We start from the raw sequence: 20,249 nt of genomic DNA on the forward strand, positions 1-20,249 counted from the left end.
TTGTAAGTAAAACGAATTCAAATAACGGTGTGAGGTGCAATGGGTGAAGATATTGCTATTTCGCTCAAAAATGTCTCCAAGAGCTTTAAGCGCTATGCTCGTCCAGCCGATAGGTTGAAAGAACTATTATTGCCTGGAAAGAGCTACGCACAAGAGTTTTGGGCTGTTTATGATATTTCCTTTGATATAGTCAAGGGAGAGACTATGGGCATTATTGGACGCAACGGCGCCGGAAAATCTACGCTTTTACAATTAATTTGTGGTACTCTTACACCAACTAGTGGGCTGGTACGAGTTAATGGGAAAGTTGCAGCGCTGCTGGAATTGGGCGCCGGGTTTAACCCTGAATTTACAGGGCGAGAAAATATTTATATAAATGGGGCGATAATGGGATTGTCTCGTCAGGAAGTTGATGAGCGGTTTGATGATGTCGCCGCATTTGCGGATATTGGAGAGTTTATAGATCAACCAGTTAAAACTTACTCAAGCGGGATGTACGTGAGGATTGCTTTTGCTGCTGCGATTCACGTTAACCCAGATATTTTAATTGTAGACGAAGCACTAGCAGTAGGAGACATGTTTTTTCAAGCAAAGTGTATGGCACGGATGAGGCAAATGATGGATGCTGGGACTACAGTATTATTTGTTAGTCATGACACTGCATCAGTAAGAAGTCTTTGCCAACGCTGTGCTTTTTTTGAACATGGTAAACTTAAAGAAATTGGCAAAGCATCGGAAGTAGTCGCTAATTATATGAGTATTCTTCATGGAGAAATGAATCAGGAATTGAAGCGGGAGGTAAATATACAGAAAAGTCAAATTGTTCGAGAAAAACGAAATCTAATTTTAGAGAATAATTTAAATACAATATGTGAAATTTTTGTTTCCACAGATAAAGAGGTTAAGCTAGCTGAAGGAGTTTCTCGTTATGGAGACGGTGGAGCAAGATTGTTGGATGTTAAATTGTTAAACAGTCAACACATGCCGACGAATGAACTAGAGTTTAATGAGAAATTTGCAATTCAAGCTTCGATTATTTTTGAAAAACAATTACCCACTTTTTGTTTTGGATATTTAATTAGAGATATTAAAGGAATTGATATTATTGGTTCCGTCTCAACAATTGAAAAAATTGAATTGCCATCTGTGGAGCCAGGAGAAGTTTACATTGTGGAAATAGAAACTACTAATGTACTTAATGCTGGGATATATACTTTAACCTTTGCTATAGAGTTACCTATTATAGAAAATGAACAACACATTTATTTAGATTGGATAAATAACGCTTTAGTTTTTAATGTAAATTTGCCTGTAGACCCTTTAGAGCGTTTTACATCTAAAGTGTATATTCCAGCAAAGATGAATTACTTACATTTCAAGTCTTAAGTATTTATATACAAACGTATAATTAAAATAGCGACTATGGAAACGTATCAACAAGATATAAACTACTTTATTCATGAATTAGCTCATGTAGAAACTAATAGTATTGGTCAAGGGACACGTATCTGGGCATTTGCTCATATTTTGCCAGGAGCAGTAATTGGAGAAGACGTTAATGTTTGTGACCACACCTTTATTGAGAACGATGTCATAGTCGGAAATCGTGTCACTATTAAATGTGGAGTATATCTTTGGGATGGAGTGCGTTTAGAAGATGATGTATTTGTCGGTCCTAATGCGACATTCACGAATGACTTGTTTCCACGTAGCAGACAATATTTAAGCGAATTTCCAAAAACCGTTGTAAAATGCGGAGCTAGCATTGGAGCTAACGCGACCATATTACCTGGTATTACTATTGGCAAAAATGCAATGGTTGGTGCAGGTTCTGTGGTAACTCACGATGTTCCTGACAATGCTCTAGTGGTAGGAAACCCAGCAAGAATAGTTAGATTTTTAGAGTCACATTAGGATAAAATTTATAAAATGGATTTTCACTCATCCTCATTTTTTAGAACAAATGAAAACAAAAATCGTCATTTGATCACATTTACATTACAAATATTTTATTCTGATACATTAGAATTTCAAGAATGTAATAGCTTATTATCATCTATAAGTGTTAAACCGGAGGAGGAATTTGAGATAAAACTAAATTTATCTAATTCTCCAAAATTTATACGTATTGACCCAGGTAGATTATACTCAGTCCACATAAATCCTAGTAGTAATATTATGAGGCTGAATCAGCAAGAAGAAATAGAAATGGTGAGTTTTAACCCGAATACATTTTTACATAAAAGTTCTGATTTACATTTAGAATTTCTGAATAATCAGACATTTATGGTATGTGGTTTAGATGCTTGGTATATTTTTGAAAATCCATTTTTCGGCTATGACATTTGTATTAATTTCACTAGTCAAATCCTTATGGGTATTTCGGAGTAGCTATAAATAGTATATAATATGTATAATAATTTAGATAAGTTTGAGTTAGAAATTAATAACAATATCAAAGCTGGTGATTTCAATTTAGCGTTGAATTCGATTATAAACCTAGTAGAATATATAATTGATGATAGCCGAGCGACTATTAAAGTTTATGGCTCGGCAACTTTGGATAAACTCTGCCAGATAATTGGTGCTGATACTTTAAAGCATCATAAAAATTTTGTTTTAAACAATCAACCCTTAGATACTTCAATATATATAGCAACAGAACTATATAATACAGGAGGTCACACGGCAGTACTTGAAGATTTTATCAAAGCGGCGCCTAACAAGAAGCACTTAATTTTAATTACTGACATTACTAATACTGCTCAACGTGATGTTATCGAAAATCGTTTCGCGTCTCTTGCGGTAACTATCAAATGGGCGCCGACAACTAGCTTGCTCGATAAACTTATATGGCTACAGTCTGAGTTAATTGAACAACAGGGAAACCAGGTATTTCTTTTTAACCATTGGCAAGATGCTGTTGCCATAGCAGCGGTACAGTCTAGCATAACACCTAAACTATTTTTTTATCATCATTGCGATCATCAGCTTTGTTTAGGCTTATATTTATCCCACGCCCAGCATATAGATTTACATTCATTTGGTTTTTATAACTGTCGTAATAATTTAGGAGTTGCTAATAATTTATATATTCCTTTAGCGATTGAGGACTTAGGTACACGTCCAACAGAATCGTCTTTTTTCGCAGAGGGAAAACTTAGAACTTGTTCTTCAGGGAACCATAAAAAGTTTGAAAACCCTTATTTGTACTCTTACTTCGATGAAATACCAAAAATTCTGAACTCTACTCAAGGTGTGCATGTACATATAGGCAACTTCAGTGATTATGTTTTAAACAGAATTTATGATAGTCTGAAAAAACAGGGAATTCCACAAGACAACTTTGTTTATATTCCTTGGGTTAAAAGTCTATGGAAGGCAATGCATGAGCAAAGGATAGATATATATATAAGTTCTTTTCCCATTTTTGGAGCAAGAGCATCGGTTGAAGTTATGGGTTCTGGAACACCTATGATTGGTCATAATAACTACCATTCTCGTTTACTTGCTGGAGTTGATATTATTTACTCAGAAGCATATTTTTGGCAAAAGCCTTACGAACTATACAATTATTTACAAACCTTGACACCTCAAGTTCTACGGGAACAATCCGGTTATGCTAGAGGTCATTATGAACGTTTTCATACAATGAGCGTCTTAGAATCAAGTTTAGAAAAACTGGGCTTGCATTCTCCTGGTTTAACTCTAGAACCATTAAGACCACATTATTATGATCAACTGCAAGCTTTTTTAGATGAAATTACATTAGATTCATCAAATAATTTTATTGATATTATAGATACTATCTATCCAGTTTTAGATGAAAATCAACTTAAACTTGATAAAAATAAAGCATCAAGTTTTTTGTATTGGTTAACAACATCTTACACGAAGCTAGAAGCATTTAAATTAGCACTATTAGACATTCAAAAAGATCAAGCAGCATCGCAAACTCAACTTCAAAATACTCAAACTAATCTGGAGGTATCGCAAACTCAACTTCAAAATACTCAGACCGAGCTAACTGCTTTACGCTCACAGCTTTCTGAGACCCAAGAAGAATTACGAAAAATCCAAACAAGTAAGTTTTGGCAGTTAAGAACAAATTGGTTAAAACTTAAAAAACATTTTGGTTTCTAGTTTAACTTCTAACTCAATTTTGTTTGTAAAGAGGTATATTTTAAATGTTAAAAATATATACATTATATCATAATTACCGGAAGTCGCAACTAACATTTCCACAGTTTATGAAGTTTTATATTAATAATAAAATTCATGACGGATTTTGCCCTATTTGTGAAAAAAACGTTTTTTTTATAAAACAGCAAGATTGGCTTCGCGATTATTATTTTTGTCTAGAATGTTACTCAATTCCTAGACAACGCGCGCTGGCTAATGCCTTAAACTTATACTACCCAACATGGAAAAGTTTCAAAATACACGAATCTTCTCCAGCAGGACCATGCTCGGACTATATTAAAAGAAATTGTCCAGAATATACTGAAAGTCACTTTTTCTCGGATATTAAACCTGGAGAATCAAAATATAATATTCGCTGCGAAAACTTGGAAGAAATGACATTTGAAGATAATTGTTTTGATTTAATAGTAACTCAAGATGTATTTGAACATGTGATGAACCCAGATAAAGCTTTTAAAGAAATAAGTCGCGTCTTGAAACCAGGAGGAGGGCATGTATTTACAATACCTTGGTATCCTCATATAGGAAAAACAGTTCAAAGAGCAAAGTTTATGGATAATGAAATTCAATATTTAGAAGAGCCTGTTTATCATGGTAATCCTATAGATACTAAAGGTTCTTTAGTAACTTTCGATTGGGGTATAGATTTTACTGATTACATTTATCAACATAGCGGTTTATTCACAACAGTACATTTAGTTAAAAACCCAAAAATGGGTTTAGATGCCGAATTTTTAGAAGTTTTCATTAGTAGAAAAACTTGATTTAAATCGGCTTGTATTTAATAAAAAAAATAATTTAATTTAACTTAATTTAATTTATAGGTAATTAACATGTCAATAAATTATTCAATTAATATCCCAATACCAAGTAAAGTAACTGTTGGACAAGGTGTGTATATACCATTTTCCGGTTGGTGCTTTGATGAAGAAAAGCAGATTAAAGGGGTTTCATTATGTATCGATGAAAAAACCTATTCATTAACGCATACCAGTGATTTGCGGTTAGATATATTTGCTAATTATAAATCAACATGTCCTGGCTATCAAAGTTTGTCATCTGGTTTTTCTGGGATGATTCCATTTACACAAGACGATATTGGTAAAAAATTGAAGTTGAACTTAATTTTTTATTATGTGGATTGTGTATATTCTTTAGACATGGGTTATGTGTATTGTCAAGCTATAAATGAAGTCGAAACAATTCCACAAAAGTTAGATGAAAATTATCATGATGAACCACTAATTGCTATTTGCATGGCTACTTATAACCCCAAAGTTGATAGTTTTGAGAAGCAAATACAATCGATTATAAATCAAACTCATCAAAACTGGGTACTTGTAGTTAATGATGATAGGTCTACAGAAAAATCGTTTCGAGAAATTTGTCAGGTCTGCGAAAAAGACTCACGCATCTACGTTTTTCGTAATAAGTCGAATCTCGGATTCTACAAAAATTTTGAAAGAGCGCTGGAGAGGGTTGGTAATGTTGCCCAGTATATTGCATTTTCAGACCAAGATGATTATTGGTACAGTGATAAGTTAAGTCGTTGTTTAGCTCGTATGGAACCCGACGTTAGTCTTGTTTATTCCGATATGAGAATTGTCAAAGCTAATGGAGAGGTTATTTCTAACACTTACTGGGTTAAACGGCAAAACTATTATGAAGACATTTCGATGCTATTGCTAGCAAATACCGTTACAGGCGCCGCTTGTTTATTTCGTCGAGAACTATTACAAATCTTATTACCTTTTCCCCATAGAATAGGGGATATATTTCATGACCAATGGTTATCAATTGTCGCGCGTTCTTTAGGAAGGATAGCTTATATCGATGAACCGTTGTACGATTATATACAGCATGGTTCAAATATCATTGGTCACACTGATTTCCAAGCTGCTTCTCCATCAAAACGTTTATTAAAATTTGCAAAGCGAACAAGTGGTCTGATTTTTAGCGCTCCCAATTCTATTAAACAAAAATTGAAGAATTATGTTCAAACAGGATGGGATGTTTATCAAAATGAGTTTCGGAGATTAGAGTTAATGGCTGCTAATCTACGTTTTCGAGTTAAAGACAAAGCTATAGTAGATTTATCAGCTTTAGATATGTTCAATGACAGATGGTCTTCTATATTCCTTTTGCTCAACAAGCATATATTATTAATCAATACACATACAACTAACCACGCAGAATGGCGATTACTTCAATCTCGTGTTTTGGTAACTGTTACTAAGAGATTTGCACTTTTATTAAACCGCTTATTCCCTGCCAAGCGTAGTTCAGGTATAGTATCACAATCAGTATCACAACCCAATCATCTTACTCTTAATCAAAAAAATATCTTTGAAACCGCGCTCGAAACAAAAATCGCACCCTTGACGTTGGAAGTTGATGAGTCTCAACCAGTTACAGTTAACCTTTTGATTCCAGAAATTAATTTTAAGCATTTATTCGGCGGATACATTGGTAAATTCAACTTTGCAATGCTGCTAGCTAAAACTGGTTTGAAGGTTCGTTTTGTGATTGTTGATAATTGTGATTTTGATCCGAAAAAAGTTACTCAAGGTATGATTGACTACCCGGGTTTAGAGGAATTACTAAGCACGATTGAAATTTCGCTTCATTATAACCGTGAATTCGTGTTAAAAGTTAATAAACTTGACTCATTTATTGCTACAACTTGGTGGACTGCTCATATCGCTCACAAAGCTTGTACTCAACTAGGACATCCAGAATTTTTATACTTTGTTCAAGAATTTGAGCCGTTTACATTTGCAATGGGTTCTTACTTTGCTATTGCTCGTCAATCATACGATTTTCCCCATTCCGCATTATTTTCCACAAGTTTGTTGATGGAGTATTTTCAACTTTCTCGTATTGGAGTATTTGCACCAGGAGTCAAACACTCACCACTTATATCATCTTTTGAAAATGCAATTCAAACTTTTGATTTACCAATAGAGGCGCCTAAAAGAACAGTTAAAAAATTACTTTTCTACAGTCGTCCCGAAGCTCATGCCGCGCGTAATATGTTTGAAATTGGGTTGATGGCACTTAACGAAGCGATACATCTAGGCGCCTTTGATGCAGAAGAGTGGGAATTTTATGGTATAGGGACTGAACTATTAAAGCCAAGTGTACCATTAGCGAACGGACGTTCTTTACAAATGTTAGGCAAAGTCAGCTTAGACGAATACCGTCAATTGCTTCCAGAACATGATTTAGGGTTAGCACTAATGTACACTCCTCACCCTAGTTTACTACCTTTAGAAATGGCGGCGGCTGGTATGATAGTCGTAACTAATACCTGTTTAAATAAAACTGCGAACCGAATGAGGGATATATCCACAAATATATTGGCAGCAGAACCAACAATGGACTCAGTTGCAGAAACTATAGTAAAAGCTGCAATATTAACTCGTGATTGGAATTCGCGTCTAGCAGGTTCAAAAGTTAATTGGTCGTCTTCATGGGAACAAACTTTCAATCCAGAATTATTATCTCAAATTAAAAAGAAATTAAGCAACAGTTAAGGATAGGCAAATATGAGTTCGACAAAAGATATTCCAAAGCTAAATTTACCTTGGGTAGATTCTCCATTTTTTGACCAGTTAATCAATCTTTCTAATTTAGATGAATCTACAAAAAAGTTGGTTCAGAGTTTTGCGGATGATGGTTATTTAATTATAGATTTAGATTTAGATGATTTTGAAGTAATATCTAAAAGAATAATAGATGATTTATCTCCAAAGTATAAAGACGTAAGGATACAAGATGCATGGTGTGATAATGTGTATGTCAAAAAAATTGCACTTCACTCAAAAATTATAGAGTTACTTAGAGTGCTTTATCAACGAGAACCAATTCCTTTTCAAACCTTAAATTTTTGTAAAGGAACCCAGCAAGCAACGCATAGTGATACAATACACTTTCATACCTTCCCAGCAAGATTTATGTGTGGTGTTTGGGTAGCACTTGAAGATATTGACGCAAACAATGGTCCTCTTCACTATTATCCGGGAAGTCACAAGTTACCTATTTTTGATTTACATCATATTGGACTTAGTGGTAGTAGCCAAACAAGCTATGAGTACTACCCTATCTATGAGAGATTTATCCAATCTACAATTGAAAATTTAAAACTTAAAAAAGTCGATGTTAACCTACGAAAAGGTCAAGCAGTTATTTGGTCAGCAAATTTGTTACATGGAGGTAGTCCAATTTTAGATTGTACCAGAAGCCGTCACAGCCAAGTCACTCATTATTTTTTCTCTGAGTGCATATATTATACTCCTATGTTGTCAGATGCATTTATAAATAAAATATTTTTTAGGCAAATAATGAATATTGGTACTGGTGAAATAGTGCCTCATAAATACAACGGTCAAAATCTTAAGGATATTCATAATTCTATTCAAAATAATTTTGAAGAACTGGAAACTCAGCTTGGCGATAGAGCAAATCAAGAAAATCAACAAGCTAACATAACTTTATCAAAAAGTAAAGGTTTTGATTTGAGATTTTTAGCAAAAAAAGTTATAAGCTATTTTCATAAATAAGTGTAAATACTTAATTGATTTTGTGTTAACAAACTGTTGTACCTGTTTCCAGTATAATTGACGTAACAGATACTGATGTTTTATCGCGATTAGAGTTGGCGGTTTTAGATGAGTTTTTTCGCAGGCGCCCGTATGAACAGGAACGCATAATCTTAGCATAGCCGTCACGTAGAAAATAAATTATCTATATTTACGGATTATGTATAGAATATTACGAATAACTTTATAGTAGTACGTGAATAGGGGGGTACGACCATTAAGCTTTGTATCTATATGCTACTTTGTACGCATTCAAACTTATATCGGTTATAGGGGAGAATGCAGGGTATATCGGTGCCGAAGTTGGCAAGTCTCGTCGGGTCAAATATTCCTGACCTAAGTATAATCATTGAGATTTTTTTAATCTTTATGGAGAATAATTAATTACAGTGATTTTACGGTATTTACTAGTAGCGGCAATTGCTATCTTGTTTGAGTACAATAAGTTTCAATGCTCATTTGATGACTAATGGTAACTTTATATACTTAACTGTAACTTTTAGATTTGTTAACATAAGTCAAATTTATACTTATAAAAGTGTAAATTTAATAGATGTACTAGTATTAATCTAGGCGCATAAAACTTTATGAATGTAAGTCAGAGATTAATTTTAGCTGACTTGCATTTAGTCAATGGTCAACAAGCCATTATTGCTTTGGCGTTGCTTCTGGTAATTTTTAAATTGAATAATACAGATTAATTATACGAGTCAATAGTTAATGAGTGGTAATTTTTCCCATGTTAAAAGTTGTAATTGATGCAACTCCAGTTGATCCTAAGCCTAGTGGTGTAGGGTTTTTTGTAGCTAATTTAATAAATTCTCTGAGTACTTTGCAAAACACTGAAAATTTTAGCTTAGGGCTAGTTTTTCAACCTGGATTAAAAAGCTGGTTACGTGGTAGCAAAAGTTTTCCAGATTGTCTCAAATCACACTCAGACTTAAATTTTTTTCCAATGCCAGTCAGGATATCAGATTTATTATTAGCTACAGAAAATAAATCTCTTTTTTCTTGTTTCGAGAAATATTTTGGTTCTCCTCACATCGTTCATGGCACAAACTATTCTGTGTACCCATGTCGTAAAAGCTTAAAGGTCATGAACTTGTATGACCTAACTTTCATGAAGTATCCACAATATGTAGATTCTGTGGTCTCTAAATATACAGAAAAAGTGCAGCGTTGCTTGAAGTGGACAGATTTAGTAATGACTATTTCTGAGAGTTCTAAGCAAGATATTGTTGACTATTTGCACGTAGACCCAGAAAAGATATATGTAACGCCGCTTGCGAGTCGTTATCATTCTAATAGTCTGTCAAGTCGAAAGACTGAAATGCTTTTAGAGAGGTTTGATTATGATTTCTCACGACCATATCTATTATTTGTTAGTACAATTGAGCCAAGAAAAAATATTAGTGCTTTGATTGAAGCGTTTAATTATTTAAAGTCAAAATATAATATCCCTCATAATTTAGTGTTAATAGGCAAAAAAGGCTGGCACTACGAACCAATATTCACAGCTATTCACAATTCTCCTTGGAGTAATAATATTTATCATCTTGACTATTTATCTGATGAGTTAGTCGCGCTATTCTATTCTAAAGCTGATGTTTTTGTGTATCCATCTCATTATGAAGGGTTTGGACTACCTGTACTAGAGGCAATGACTTTAGGGGCGCCTGTTGTCAGTTCTAACTGTTCTTCAATTCCAGAAGTTGCAGGAGATGCAGCTATACTCGTTAATCCTTCGGAACCACTTGAATTAGCCGAATCAATTCTAAAAATTATTAATGATTCACATTTGCGTCAAGAATTAATTGCCAAAGGAAAGGAAAGAGCAAAATTATTTACTTGGGAAAGGACGGCAAGACAAACTTTAAAAGCCTACAGGAATCTTATAGAACCAAGAGTCAAGATTGAAGTATAAATAGAATATTACCCAAATGCTAGTAAAATATCATAGAGCTTATGTATCAAATTGATTACCAAAAATAGCAGCTAGATAATGAGTGAGGAGATGTCAATTGATTCAACAAATACGAGGTGTATTTCATAAAACCAGAAAATTAAGGCGTTTACTACCAGTAAACGAGGTCTGGTGGGCAAAGTACGATTTATTACGAACTTTGGTTAGACGGGATTTAGAGGCAAAGTACAAAGGTTCTATTTTGGGAAATCTATGGCCGCTTGTCCATCAGTTATCACAGTTATTAATTTACACCTACGTCTTCTCAGTTGTATTGAAGGTTAAGTTAAAGCTAGTTGGATTACCAGACAACAATTTTACCTTTGGTTTATGGTTGTTTGCTGGATTAATACCTTGGATTGCTTTCACAGGCGGGCTAATGCAAGCTGCTGGCGCCGTAGTAGGGCAACCGAATTTGGTAAAAAAAGTAGTTTTCCCTTTGAGCTTATTACCGCTAGTGCCGATTTTGTCAACGTTTATTGAAAGTTCTTTTGGATTAATGGCGTTGATTTTTTTTGTAGCTGCATTATCTCACACTTTACACGTAACCCTAGCATTGCTACCGTTGGTTTGGATAACGCAGTTATTACTAACAGCGGGCTTGGGATACTTAACTGCTGGGCTAACGGTGTTTTTGCGAGATATTCCTCAAACGTTAGGAGTAGTGTTAAACATTTGGGTTTACTTAACTCCAATAATGTATCCGGCATCAGCAATTCCTTCTGAGTGGCGCGTTTGGGTTTTTTGGTTAAACCCAATAACTGCAATTGCCGAATTTTATCGTGATGTAATTTTAGTTGGGGAGGTTAAGCACTGGGGAGAGTTGGCTGTTGCTTCCACCATATCTACTGTAATCTTTGTAATGGGGTTGTGGGTGTATAGAAGACTACGCCCAGCCTTCGCTGATGTGTTATAACCTATCGTTAGTTAATATCTATCTAAACATTAACCCGATATTGAACTGATTACACAAGTTTACTTGTGTAATAAATAAAACCAAACATCAACTAGCTTGGTGTTTATTGTGTAGGAGTGATGAACGAGTATGACAGAGTGTAAGCGGGTGCTAATTACGGGTATTACAGGTCAAGATGGTTCTTACTTGAGTGAGCTATTGCTGTCCAAGGGCTATGAAGTTCACGGTATTATCCGCAGAACATCAACTTTTAATACCGACCGTATCGACCATCTTTATACTGACCCACACGATCAAGACGCGCGTTTGTTTCTTCATTATGGGGACTTGACGGATGGCACAATGATGCGGCGTATTCTTGAACAGGTAAAGCCACAAGAGGTTTATAACCTGGGCGCCCAGTCCCATGTGCGTGTAAGTTTTGATTCTCCTGAGTATACTGCTGATGCGGTAGGTATGGGAACTTTAAGATTATTGGAAGCAATACGCGATTATCAGCAAAGAACAGGCATTGAGGTACGTTTCTACCAAGCAGGTTCTTCTGAGATGTTTGGTAAAGTACGCTCAGTTCCACAATCCGAAGAAACCCCTTTTTACCCTCGCAGTCCTTACGCTTGTGCTAAAGTATTCGCTCACTGGCAAACAGTTAATTATCGCGAATCCTATGGATTGTTTGCTTGCAATGGTATTTTGTTTAACCATGAATCTCCGAGACGCGGTGAAACATTTGTTACTCGTAAGATTACACGAGCCGTCGCGCGTATTTTAGCAGGACAGCAAGAAAAGCTTTACATGGGTAATTTAGATGCCAAACGTGATTGGGGTTATGCCAAAGATTACGTCAAAGCAATGTGGCTGATGCTACAGCAAGATGTACCTGATGATTATGTGGTAGCGACTGGAGAAACGCATTCAGTACAAGAGTTTTTGGAGATTGCTTTTGGGTATGTCAATCTCAACTGGGAAAATTATGTTGAGTTTGACGCGCGCTATTTGCGCCCAACTGAGGTAGATTTATTAATTGGTGATGCAACTAAAGCAAAGCAAAAGTTGTCATGGCAACCATCGGTTAGCTTTGAGCAACTAGTAAAGATGATGGTTGAAGCTGATTTACAGGCATTAGGCTTGGTTCAAAATGGAGAGGGGTTATCGAGTGCGCTTGATAATGCTATTATCCGGAAAAGTTTAGTTAATGCAATGATTTAGGTTGTTTATTAACGTGTGGTGTCATGGGCGAGGAGTTAGCAATTTCACTCAAAAATGTCTCGAAATGTTACAAGCGCTATGGGCGCCCGGTAGACAAGCTTAAGGAAGTTTTACTACCAGGGAAGAATTATGCGACTGAGTTTTGGGCACTGCGAGATATTAACTTAGAAATATGTATTGGTGAAACTGTAGGAATCATTGGTCAAAATGGTTCCGGTAAAAGCACCCTGCTGCAAATTATTGCGAGAACCCTTACACCAACCACTGGCAATGTACATGTTCGGGGGAGAGTATCAGCTTTATTAGAACTTGGTAGTGGATTTAACCCTGAATTTACTGGGCGCCAGAATGTATTTTTTAATGGACGAATTTTAGGGTTGAGTCAGGAAGAGATAGAAGCTAAGTTTGATGAAATTGCAGCGTTTGCTGATATTGGAGATTTTATTGAGGAGCCAGTAAAAACTTACTCTAGTGGTATGTATGTAAGATTGGCGTTTGCAGTAGCTGTAAGCGTTAATCCAGATATATTAATAGTAGATGAAGCATTAGCTGTAGGCGATGCAAAGTTTCAAGCGCGCTGTATGAAGCGTATTCGAGAAATTAAAGAAAAGGGAGTAACTATTTTATTTGTCTCGCACGATTCATCTAGCGTCAAGATGCTATGCCAGAGTGCAGTTTTGATGGAACATGGCAGAATGCTAGAAGTAGGTAATCCGAAAGATGTCGTAAATCATTATATTGCTTTATTAAGTTCAGATCAAACTAGCGAAGACAAAACTGAAGAAATACAACTAATAGAAAATTACGAAGATTTTGTAGAAACAGAATCAGAGAAATTACATAGACATGGTAATAAACTCGTTAATATTAAAAGTGTAAAAATATTAGACTTTGAACAAAAAGAGCAAATTAAATTACTAAATGACTTACCCTTTGGTATAGAAATTGTATTAGAATCTAACTGCTACGTTTCTGATTTAGTAGTAGGCATTTCTATTAGGAATTTGATGGGTTTAGTAATTTACGGAACAAACACTAAGCTTCTTGATGTCAAATTACCAGAAATGAATACAAGTGAGCAAATAAAAGTATGCTTTCAAGTCCCTTGTCATTTAAATAAAGGTGTGTATACAGTAACAGTAGGAGTACATTCCGAGGAAGGTATTAGTTATGATTGGATTGACGAGTTAATCGTGTTTGAAGTTTATAATTCTATCCATTGTGATGGTGTTGTTGATTTAAAATCAACAATCCAGTATGAAAAATTTAAATTATTATATAGCAAGTAGGTATTATTATATGATTGAATCAACTAATCCAGAAATTGATGTAGATGATTTAAGGAAAAGAATTACGGAGGAAGTAAGTAAACGAAGAAAGAATTTTTCACCTCTGGATGTTATATCTAGTAATAACTTTAATTCTTTTGGAAGTAATACAAGTAAAAATAATATCAACATAGCGTATATTGAAGCGTTGATCAAAAATGCAGAATTACGAGCTTATATTCGTTCAAAAATTCCTGAAAAATTTAATAAATTGCCATTAGATATTGGCAATTTATTAGGGAAATTTATCTTAAAAATATTTAATCTATTATTTAAAGATCAAAGGGAAGTTAATTTTAATTTAATACAGTCACTTAAAGAGTCGGTGGCAATAAACAAGCAGTTGAGTGAAGAAATAAGTATTCTGAAGATGCAACTACAGCAACACTTAATATCTACAGAAAACAATGTGCAAGCATTAAAACATCACATAGATAATCGTGTCCAACAAATAAGTAATTGCTTAGACACTACAGATTGTAGCGTTGAACAAGTAGCTGCGTGCTTAGATACTACAGATAGCAACCTTCAACAAGTAGCTATGCGTTTGGATACTACAGATAATAGCGTTCAACAAGTAGTCGCGCGTTTGGATACTACAGATAATAGCGTTCAACAAATAGTCGCACGCTTAGATACTACAGATAGTAGTATTCAAAGTATGGATTATAAAGTTAAAGCATTGGAGAAGCGTTGTCAGTATATGGATGAACGCTACATTCAAAACGACAGTTACCTTAAAAATGATTTATCGCAACAAAAACGTTTGATAACTTTATTTTTAGAAGAAGCACGTAAAAATTTACCTCAATCTTTAAATGAAAATCAAATACAAGATTTTGTAGATGAACATAAACATTCACTTGATGCGTTATATGTTGCTTTCGAGGATCAGTTTAGAGGTAGTAAAGAAGAGATTAATGAAAGATTAAGATTTTATTTACCCTTAATAGAAGAAGCAAAAATAGGTAAATTAGATACACCTATTTTAGATGTAGGGTGCGGACGTGGCGAATGGTTAGAATTATTGAGGGAGTCTGGATACTCTGCGAAAGGTATAGATACTAATCGGGTAATGTTAGAGCAATGTCGGAGTAGAGATTTAGAGGTTATAGAAGAAGATGTAATTAAGTGTATGCAATCTTTGCCAGATGGAAGCTTAGGCGCCGTGACAGGTTTTCATATCATAGAGCATTTAGCTTTTGAAGATATATTAAAGTTATTTACTGAAACATTAAGGGTTTTAAAACCACAGGGGTTAGTTATTTTTGAAACTCCCAATCCAGAAAATGTATTAGTAGGTAGCCATAATTTTTATATTGACCCGACTCATCGCAATCCTTTACCCAGTATTACTATCAAATTTCTTGCTGAATTCGTTGGATTGTGTAGAGTTAATATTTTAAAACTTCATCCTTATCCGGATACTTTAAAACTAAGTGGTTCTGCGGAAGCTGAACGTTTTAATGATTATTTTTACGGGGCACAAGATTACGCAGTGGTAGGGTATAAGATATGACTATAATTGCAATTGTCACTCCTTGGTTTGGCAAAGATTTAAAAGGAGGAGCAGAACAACAAGTCTGGCAGGTTGCTACACGTCTTGCTAACCAAGGATATCAAGTTGAGGTGTTAACAACTTGTTGCCGTTCCTTTCATGAAGATTGGAGTGTTAATCATTTAAAACCAGGGGTAACAGAGGAGCAAGGTGTTACAGTTCGTAGATTTAAAGTGAATAATCGCGATAGATACACTTTTGATCAAGTTAATAGTTTTATGTTAACTCTACAGCGCTCTACACTAAAACCAGGAGTTAGCCCGGTTAGCACAGAGGCTTCAGAGCAATTTACTTCCGAGAATATTAATTCTGACGATTTAATAAACTTTTTAAAAGTAAAACAACAACAATATCATGCATTTGTTTTTGTACCATATCTATATGGACTTATTTTAAATAGTTTACCAGTTGTTGCAAATAAAGCATTTTTACAACCTTGCTTGCATAACGAAGTTTATGCTTACTTACCTCAAGTTGCAAATATTTTCCATCTAGCAAAAACGTTGTTGTTTAATAGTGAAGGTGAAGCCGAACTAGCGAAACAACTGTATGGACCAGGCATTATTTGTAAAAGCATTGTAGTTGGTGAAGGTGTAGAGATACAGGAGAATCATCAGGAAAGTATTCAAATTGGAAACTTTCAGCCAACACAAGAGCAGTTTATCCTTTATCTGGGACGTCGAGACACTACAAAAAATACAGATTTATTAGTTAGAGCTTTTGCAAGCTTTAAACAGCAATATTCAAGCTCTGGTCTTAAATTAGTTCTAGCAGGGTCTGGAAATACATCTTTTGATAGCTTTACTTCAGACTTAATTGATTTAGGTTTAGTCAAAGATAACGAAAAAGAGGCATTACTAGATAATTGTTTAGCTTTATTTCAACCAAGCCAGAACGAAAGTTACTCGCGCGTAATGATGGAAGCTTGGTTTTACAAAAAACCTGTTGCGGTGCATGGAGATTGTTTAGCAACTGCAATGGCCGTCAAGTCCGCGCAGGGAGGTTGGACAGCAAAAACAGAAAGTGAATGGGTGGAACTTTTTGCAAAAGTAGACAACCTTAGCGAAGAAATAATGACTGACCTTGGAACGAAAGGCTATACTTATGCTCAAGAAAATGCTGTGTGGGATAAAGTTATTCAACGTTACGAACAAGTATTAGGGCTTTATCATCAACCAGTAGTTAGTATAAAAAAGCAGAAAGCTAGAAGGTTTCAGGAAATTCATCAACTTTTACCAAATTTGGCTTATGGTGATGCAATATCTAACCATGCAATAGCAATTAGAGACTACTTAAGAGATTGTGGATACAAATCGGATATTTATGTTCGATACCGAGATGAGCTAGTTGCCAATGAAGCAATAATATTCAATTCTAAAAGTATTAATAGCCAAGCAGGTTTAATTTATCACCATTCAATTGGTTCTGAGTTAACAGATTATGCTATTGCTCATCCAAGTTCTAAATGTTTAATTTACCATAACATTACACCAGCAGAATTTTTTGCACCTTACCGACCGGAATTTGCAAAAATTTTAGAAAAAGGTAGGGCAGACCTAAAACAACTATCGCTGTACTTCCCTATATCAGTTGGAGATTCACAGTACAATGCTACTGAACTTGCTGCGAGCGGTTTTCCTCAACCAGGGGTTTTGCCAATTATGGTAAATCCAAGTAAGTGGGATATATCAGCAGATGCTGAATTAATGCGAAAGCTACAAGACGGTAAAGCTAATTTGTTGTTCGTGGGTCGTCTAGCTCCCAATAAGCGACAAGATGATTTGCTGGAAGCTTTCGCGCATTATTTAACAATGGACTCTGAAGCACGAATCATTCTTGTTGGATATGGTGATGTTAACGACCCATATTACCAGCATTTGATTCATACAATTAATCGATTAAACCTGGCAGATTTTGTCATCTTACCAGGACAGGTAAACGATGCTCAGTTATTAGCTTATTATCGAACAGCACATTTGTTCTGGTCAATGAGCGAGCATGAAGGTTTCTGCGTGCCAATAGTAGAGGCTATGTGGTTCGATATTCCGATTTTAGCTTATAAAAGTACTGCTGTTCCAGAAACATTGGGTGAAGCAGGTCTAATGTTCACCACTAAAGATGATTTAATTCAGGTAGCAGCATTAGCTAAACTCATTGCTCGAGACCAGAAGCTACGTGCAAAAATAATCAAAGCACAGTGTAGTGTACGAAATAGATTTACCCCGCAAAATATACACAATGTCTTAAACCGTTTAATTTCACAAATAGAGCGATAATTACCATGAATAGTTACATCATGAAATTGCAAAAATTGTTCAAAAAAGTTGGTCGAGTGAACAATTTAATGTCAAAACCAGTAGAAAATTTATTTCCCTTACGTCCAGAGTTGCCGTTACCAGCTGGAATATCTGAGAAAAGTTTGTTTTATATTCTCAATTCTGTACGAGTTGAGGATGCGCCTCCTCAAGAAATGGAGAATTATTGTAGAGAAGATTTTCGTCGATTTGTTTATACTTATGGACTAGTACAAGGTTTATCAGGTAAATGTCTTGAATTAGGCGCAAATCCTTATTTCACTACTATATTACTGCAACAATTTACAAGTTTAAAACTTGTTTTAGCCAATTATTTTGGTTCACATATAGGTGATACGATTACTCAGAAAGTAGCTTATAAAGATGTACATTCTAGCGAAATTGTGTCAGCCCAGTTAAATTCTAATCACTTTAATATAGAAGCTGATAAATTTCCTTTTGATGATGATGAATTTGACGTTGTTTTATTTTGTGAAATTATCGAACATCTGCTTTTAGACCCAGTTGCCGTTATAAAAAAAATTAAGAGGGTACTAAAACCAAATGGAGTTTTAATTTTGACTACACCAAATGTAAGTCGATTAGAAAATGTTGCTCGTATGATCGCTGGTGCCAATATATATGACCCATACTCTTCATACGGTCCCTATGGAAGACACAATCGAGAATATAATAAGCATGAGTTACATTTATTACTGAATTATTTGGGATTTACAATTGAGACTATGTTCACTGCGGATGTACATGCTAATTTCAGTAATAATTATTGCTCAGTTGATACATTAGTACCTCTGTTAAAAAATAGACAATTTGATTTAGGACAATATATTTTTGTAAAAGCAATTAACAAAGATACAGGAGGTGATAAGAAACCTTCCTTTTTATACAGAAGTTATCCTCCTAATGAGATAGAATAATGACTAAAGTTGCATTCGTCGTTCAAAGATGTGGATTAGAGGTAAATGGTGGAGCTGAAAGTCTCTGTTTACAAATTGCACAAAGAATGTCTAAATATTGGGATATTGAAATATTAACAACCTGTGCATTAGACTATATTTCTTGGAAAAATAACTATTCTTCAGGAATTGCAGATGTTTTGGGAGTTAAAGTGCGACGTTTTCCAGTTACAAAGCAGCGGGATATTAAAGCATTTAATCGTTTATCTGACAATATCTGTTCTCGTTTGCACTCAGCATCTATAAACGAGCAAGAAAGGTGGATGCAAGCACAGGGGCCATTTTCTTTGGAAATGATTGATTATGTAAAAAATCATCAACATGAATACGATGCATTCATTTTCTTTACGTATTTATACGCTACAACTTACTTCATTCTTCCATTAGTAGCACAAAAAGCTTATCTTGCTCCTTTGGCTCATAATGAATGGACAATTTATATGAGTATGTGGGATAAGTTCTTTGAAAAACCTCGTGGATTCATCTTTAATACAGTAGAAGAATTTGAATTTATCAAAGCACGTTTTCCTGAAGCTAAAATAGAGGGTTCAATTGCTGGGGTAGCAGTAGAAGCACCATCAGTTTATAATCCAGAAAAATTTCGACAAAAATACAATATACATCAACCGTTTTTTCTATACATTGGTAGAATTGACCCTTCCAAAGGATGCCAAGAGCTTTTTAATTACTTTCTAAACTTACCCAAACAGGAAAGTGCTTCTACAAAATTGGTTTTACTAGGTAAACCAACAATGCCAATACCTAAACATGCAGATATTATTTCTTTGGGTTTTGTAGATGAACAGACTAAATGGGATGCTTTAACTGCTTGTGATTTGCTGATAATGCCGTCACCTTATGAGAGTCTCTCTATGGTATTGTTAGAAGCATGGTCAGTAGGTAAATCTGTTTTAGTCAACGGGAAATGCGATGTTTTGGTGGGGCAATGTCGCAGAGCGCAGGGTGGAGTTTGGTACACAAACGAAGCTGAGTTTCAAGTAGCTATAGAAATATTAAATGAAGGAGTGAGAAAGCAATTAGGTTTACAGGGAAAGAAGTTTGTTAACAACAATTATGTATGGGCAAAAATCGAAGAAATGTATTTAGAATTAGTAAATTAAATTATTTTTTATTTACATATAAATAAAAAGTTTGAAGTTATATTAATAAATTGAACAAGCGTTGATTTCAACAATATACATG

The 20,249-nt window shown here is 34.9% G+C and carries 15 protein-coding genes; all 15 read left to right on the top strand.

Translation table 11 applies throughout. The features are described from left to right. Positions 1–39: 39 nt before the first annotated feature. Positions 40–1,386, top strand: coding sequence for an ABC transporter ATP-binding protein (locus tag AC2JBO_RS11150; protein WP_496953719.1), 1,347 nt, complete (start codon positions 40–42; stop codon positions 1,384–1,386). A 36-nt stretch (positions 1,387–1,422) separates the two neighbouring features. Further along, complete coding sequence (locus tag AC2JBO_RS11155; protein WP_496953720.1) at positions 1,423–1,914, top strand: acyltransferase; 492 nt, start codon at positions 1,423–1,425, stop codon at positions 1,912–1,914. 69 nt (positions 1,915–1,983) lie between these two features. After that, on the top strand, positions 1,984–2,391 hold the full coding sequence (locus AC2JBO_RS11160; RefSeq protein WP_496953721.1) for a hypothetical protein: 408 nt from the start codon (positions 1,984–1,986) through the stop codon (positions 2,389–2,391). Between the two features lie 18 nt (positions 2,392–2,409). Next, positions 2,410–4,143, top strand: coding sequence for a coiled-coil domain-containing protein (locus AC2JBO_RS11165; RefSeq protein ID WP_496953722.1), 1,734 nt, complete (start codon positions 2,410–2,412; stop codon positions 4,141–4,143). A gap of 107 nt (positions 4,144–4,250) precedes the next feature. Further along, entirely contained in the window at positions 4,251–4,967 is a 717-nt protein-coding gene (locus AC2JBO_RS11170; protein ID WP_496953723.1) for a class I SAM-dependent methyltransferase, read from the top strand. Positions 4,968–5,036: 69 nt separating this feature from the next. Then, positions 5,037–7,739 (top strand): glycosyltransferase family 2 protein, encoded by a 2,703-nt coding sequence (locus AC2JBO_RS11175; RefSeq protein ID WP_496953724.1) that lies wholly within the window; start codon positions 5,037–5,039, stop codon positions 7,737–7,739. A gap of 12 nt (positions 7,740–7,751) precedes the next feature. After that, a complete protein-coding gene (locus AC2JBO_RS11180; protein ID WP_496953725.1) occupies positions 7,752–8,765 on the top strand; it encodes a phytanoyl-CoA dioxygenase family protein in 1,014 nt (337 codons plus the stop codon). Between the two features lie 778 nt (positions 8,766–9,543). Then, entirely contained in the window at positions 9,544–10,728 is a 1,185-nt protein-coding gene (locus tag AC2JBO_RS11185) for a glycosyltransferase family 4 protein (RefSeq protein WP_496953726.1), read from the top strand. 109 nt (positions 10,729–10,837) lie between these two features. Continuing rightward, on the top strand, positions 10,838–11,683 hold the full coding sequence (locus AC2JBO_RS11190) for an ABC transporter permease (RefSeq protein WP_496953753.1): 846 nt from the start codon (positions 10,838–10,840) through the stop codon (positions 11,681–11,683). A 129-nt stretch (positions 11,684–11,812) separates the two neighbouring features. Further along, a complete protein-coding gene (gene gmd / locus AC2JBO_RS11195; RefSeq protein WP_496953727.1) occupies positions 11,813–12,889 on the top strand; it encodes a GDP-mannose 4,6-dehydratase in 1,077 nt (358 codons plus the stop codon). 23 nt (positions 12,890–12,912) lie between these two features. Beyond that, complete coding sequence (locus AC2JBO_RS11200; protein WP_496953728.1) at positions 12,913–14,178, top strand: ABC transporter ATP-binding protein; 1,266 nt, start codon at positions 12,913–12,915, stop codon at positions 14,176–14,178. A gap of 10 nt (positions 14,179–14,188) precedes the next feature. After that, positions 14,189–15,736 carry a class I SAM-dependent methyltransferase gene (locus AC2JBO_RS11205; protein WP_496953729.1) on the top strand — a complete coding sequence of 516 codons (1,548 nt, stop codon included), beginning with the start codon at positions 14,189–14,191 and terminating at the stop codon, positions 15,734–15,736. Continuing rightward, positions 15,733–18,051: a glycosyltransferase family 4 protein gene (locus AC2JBO_RS11210; RefSeq protein WP_496953730.1), complete on the top strand. Its 2,319-nt coding sequence runs from the start codon at positions 15,733–15,735 to the stop codon at positions 18,049–18,051. The genes AC2JBO_RS11205 and AC2JBO_RS11210 overlap by 4 nt, the downstream gene beginning before the upstream one ends. A 20-nt stretch (positions 18,052–18,071) precedes the next feature. Further along, a complete protein-coding gene (locus AC2JBO_RS11215; protein ID WP_496953731.1) occupies positions 18,072–19,007 on the top strand; it encodes a class I SAM-dependent methyltransferase in 936 nt (311 codons plus the stop codon). Next, the gene (locus AC2JBO_RS11220; RefSeq protein WP_496953732.1) at positions 19,007–20,167 is read left to right on the top strand and encodes a glycosyltransferase family 4 protein; all 1,161 of its coding nucleotides are present in this window, start codon (positions 19,007–19,009) and stop codon (positions 20,165–20,167) included. The genes AC2JBO_RS11215 and AC2JBO_RS11220 overlap by 1 nt, the downstream gene beginning before the upstream one ends. Positions 20,168–20,249: the final 82 nt, after the last annotated feature.

Source organism: Calothrix sp. CBUCES-K 9914 (genome assembly GCF_059640475.1).

What these genes read in the sequence shown, in the direction of transcription:
- AC2JBO_RS11155 (WP_496953720.1), top strand. Translation starts at nt 1,423, where the DNA reads ATGGAAACGTATCAACAAGATATAAACTACTTTATTCATGAATTAGCT.
- AC2JBO_RS11170 (WP_496953723.1), top strand. Translation starts at nt 4,251, where the DNA reads ATGAAGTTTTATATTAATAATAAAATTCATGACGGATTTTGCCCTATT.
- AC2JBO_RS11205 (WP_496953729.1), top strand. Translation starts at nt 14,189, where the DNA reads ATGATTGAATCAACTAATCCAGAAATTGATGTAGATGATTTAAGGAAA.
- AC2JBO_RS11200 (WP_496953728.1), top strand. Translation starts at nt 12,913, where the DNA reads ATGGGCGAGGAGTTAGCAATTTCACTCAAAAATGTCTCGAAATGTTAC.
- gmd (WP_496953727.1), top strand. Translation starts at nt 11,813, where the DNA reads ATGACAGAGTGTAAGCGGGTGCTAATTACGGGTATTACAGGTCAAGAT.
- AC2JBO_RS11210 (WP_496953730.1), top strand. Translation starts at nt 15,733, where the DNA reads ATGACTATAATTGCAATTGTCACTCCTTGGTTTGGCAAAGATTTAAAA.
- AC2JBO_RS11165 (WP_496953722.1), top strand. Translation starts at nt 2,410, where the DNA reads ATGTATAATAATTTAGATAAGTTTGAGTTAGAAATTAATAACAATATC.
- AC2JBO_RS11150 (WP_496953719.1), top strand. Translation starts at nt 40, where the DNA reads ATGGGTGAAGATATTGCTATTTCGCTCAAAAATGTCTCCAAGAGCTTT.
- AC2JBO_RS11175 (WP_496953724.1), top strand. Translation starts at nt 5,037, where the DNA reads ATGTCAATAAATTATTCAATTAATATCCCAATACCAAGTAAAGTAACT.
- AC2JBO_RS11215 (WP_496953731.1), top strand. Translation starts at nt 18,072, where the DNA reads ATGAAATTGCAAAAATTGTTCAAAAAAGTTGGTCGAGTGAACAATTTA.
- AC2JBO_RS11220 (WP_496953732.1), top strand. Translation starts at nt 19,007, where the DNA reads ATGACTAAAGTTGCATTCGTCGTTCAAAGATGTGGATTAGAGGTAAAT.
- AC2JBO_RS11180 (WP_496953725.1), top strand. Translation starts at nt 7,752, where the DNA reads ATGAGTTCGACAAAAGATATTCCAAAGCTAAATTTACCTTGGGTAGAT.
- AC2JBO_RS11185 (WP_496953726.1), top strand. Translation starts at nt 9,544, where the DNA reads ATGTTAAAAGTTGTAATTGATGCAACTCCAGTTGATCCTAAGCCTAGT.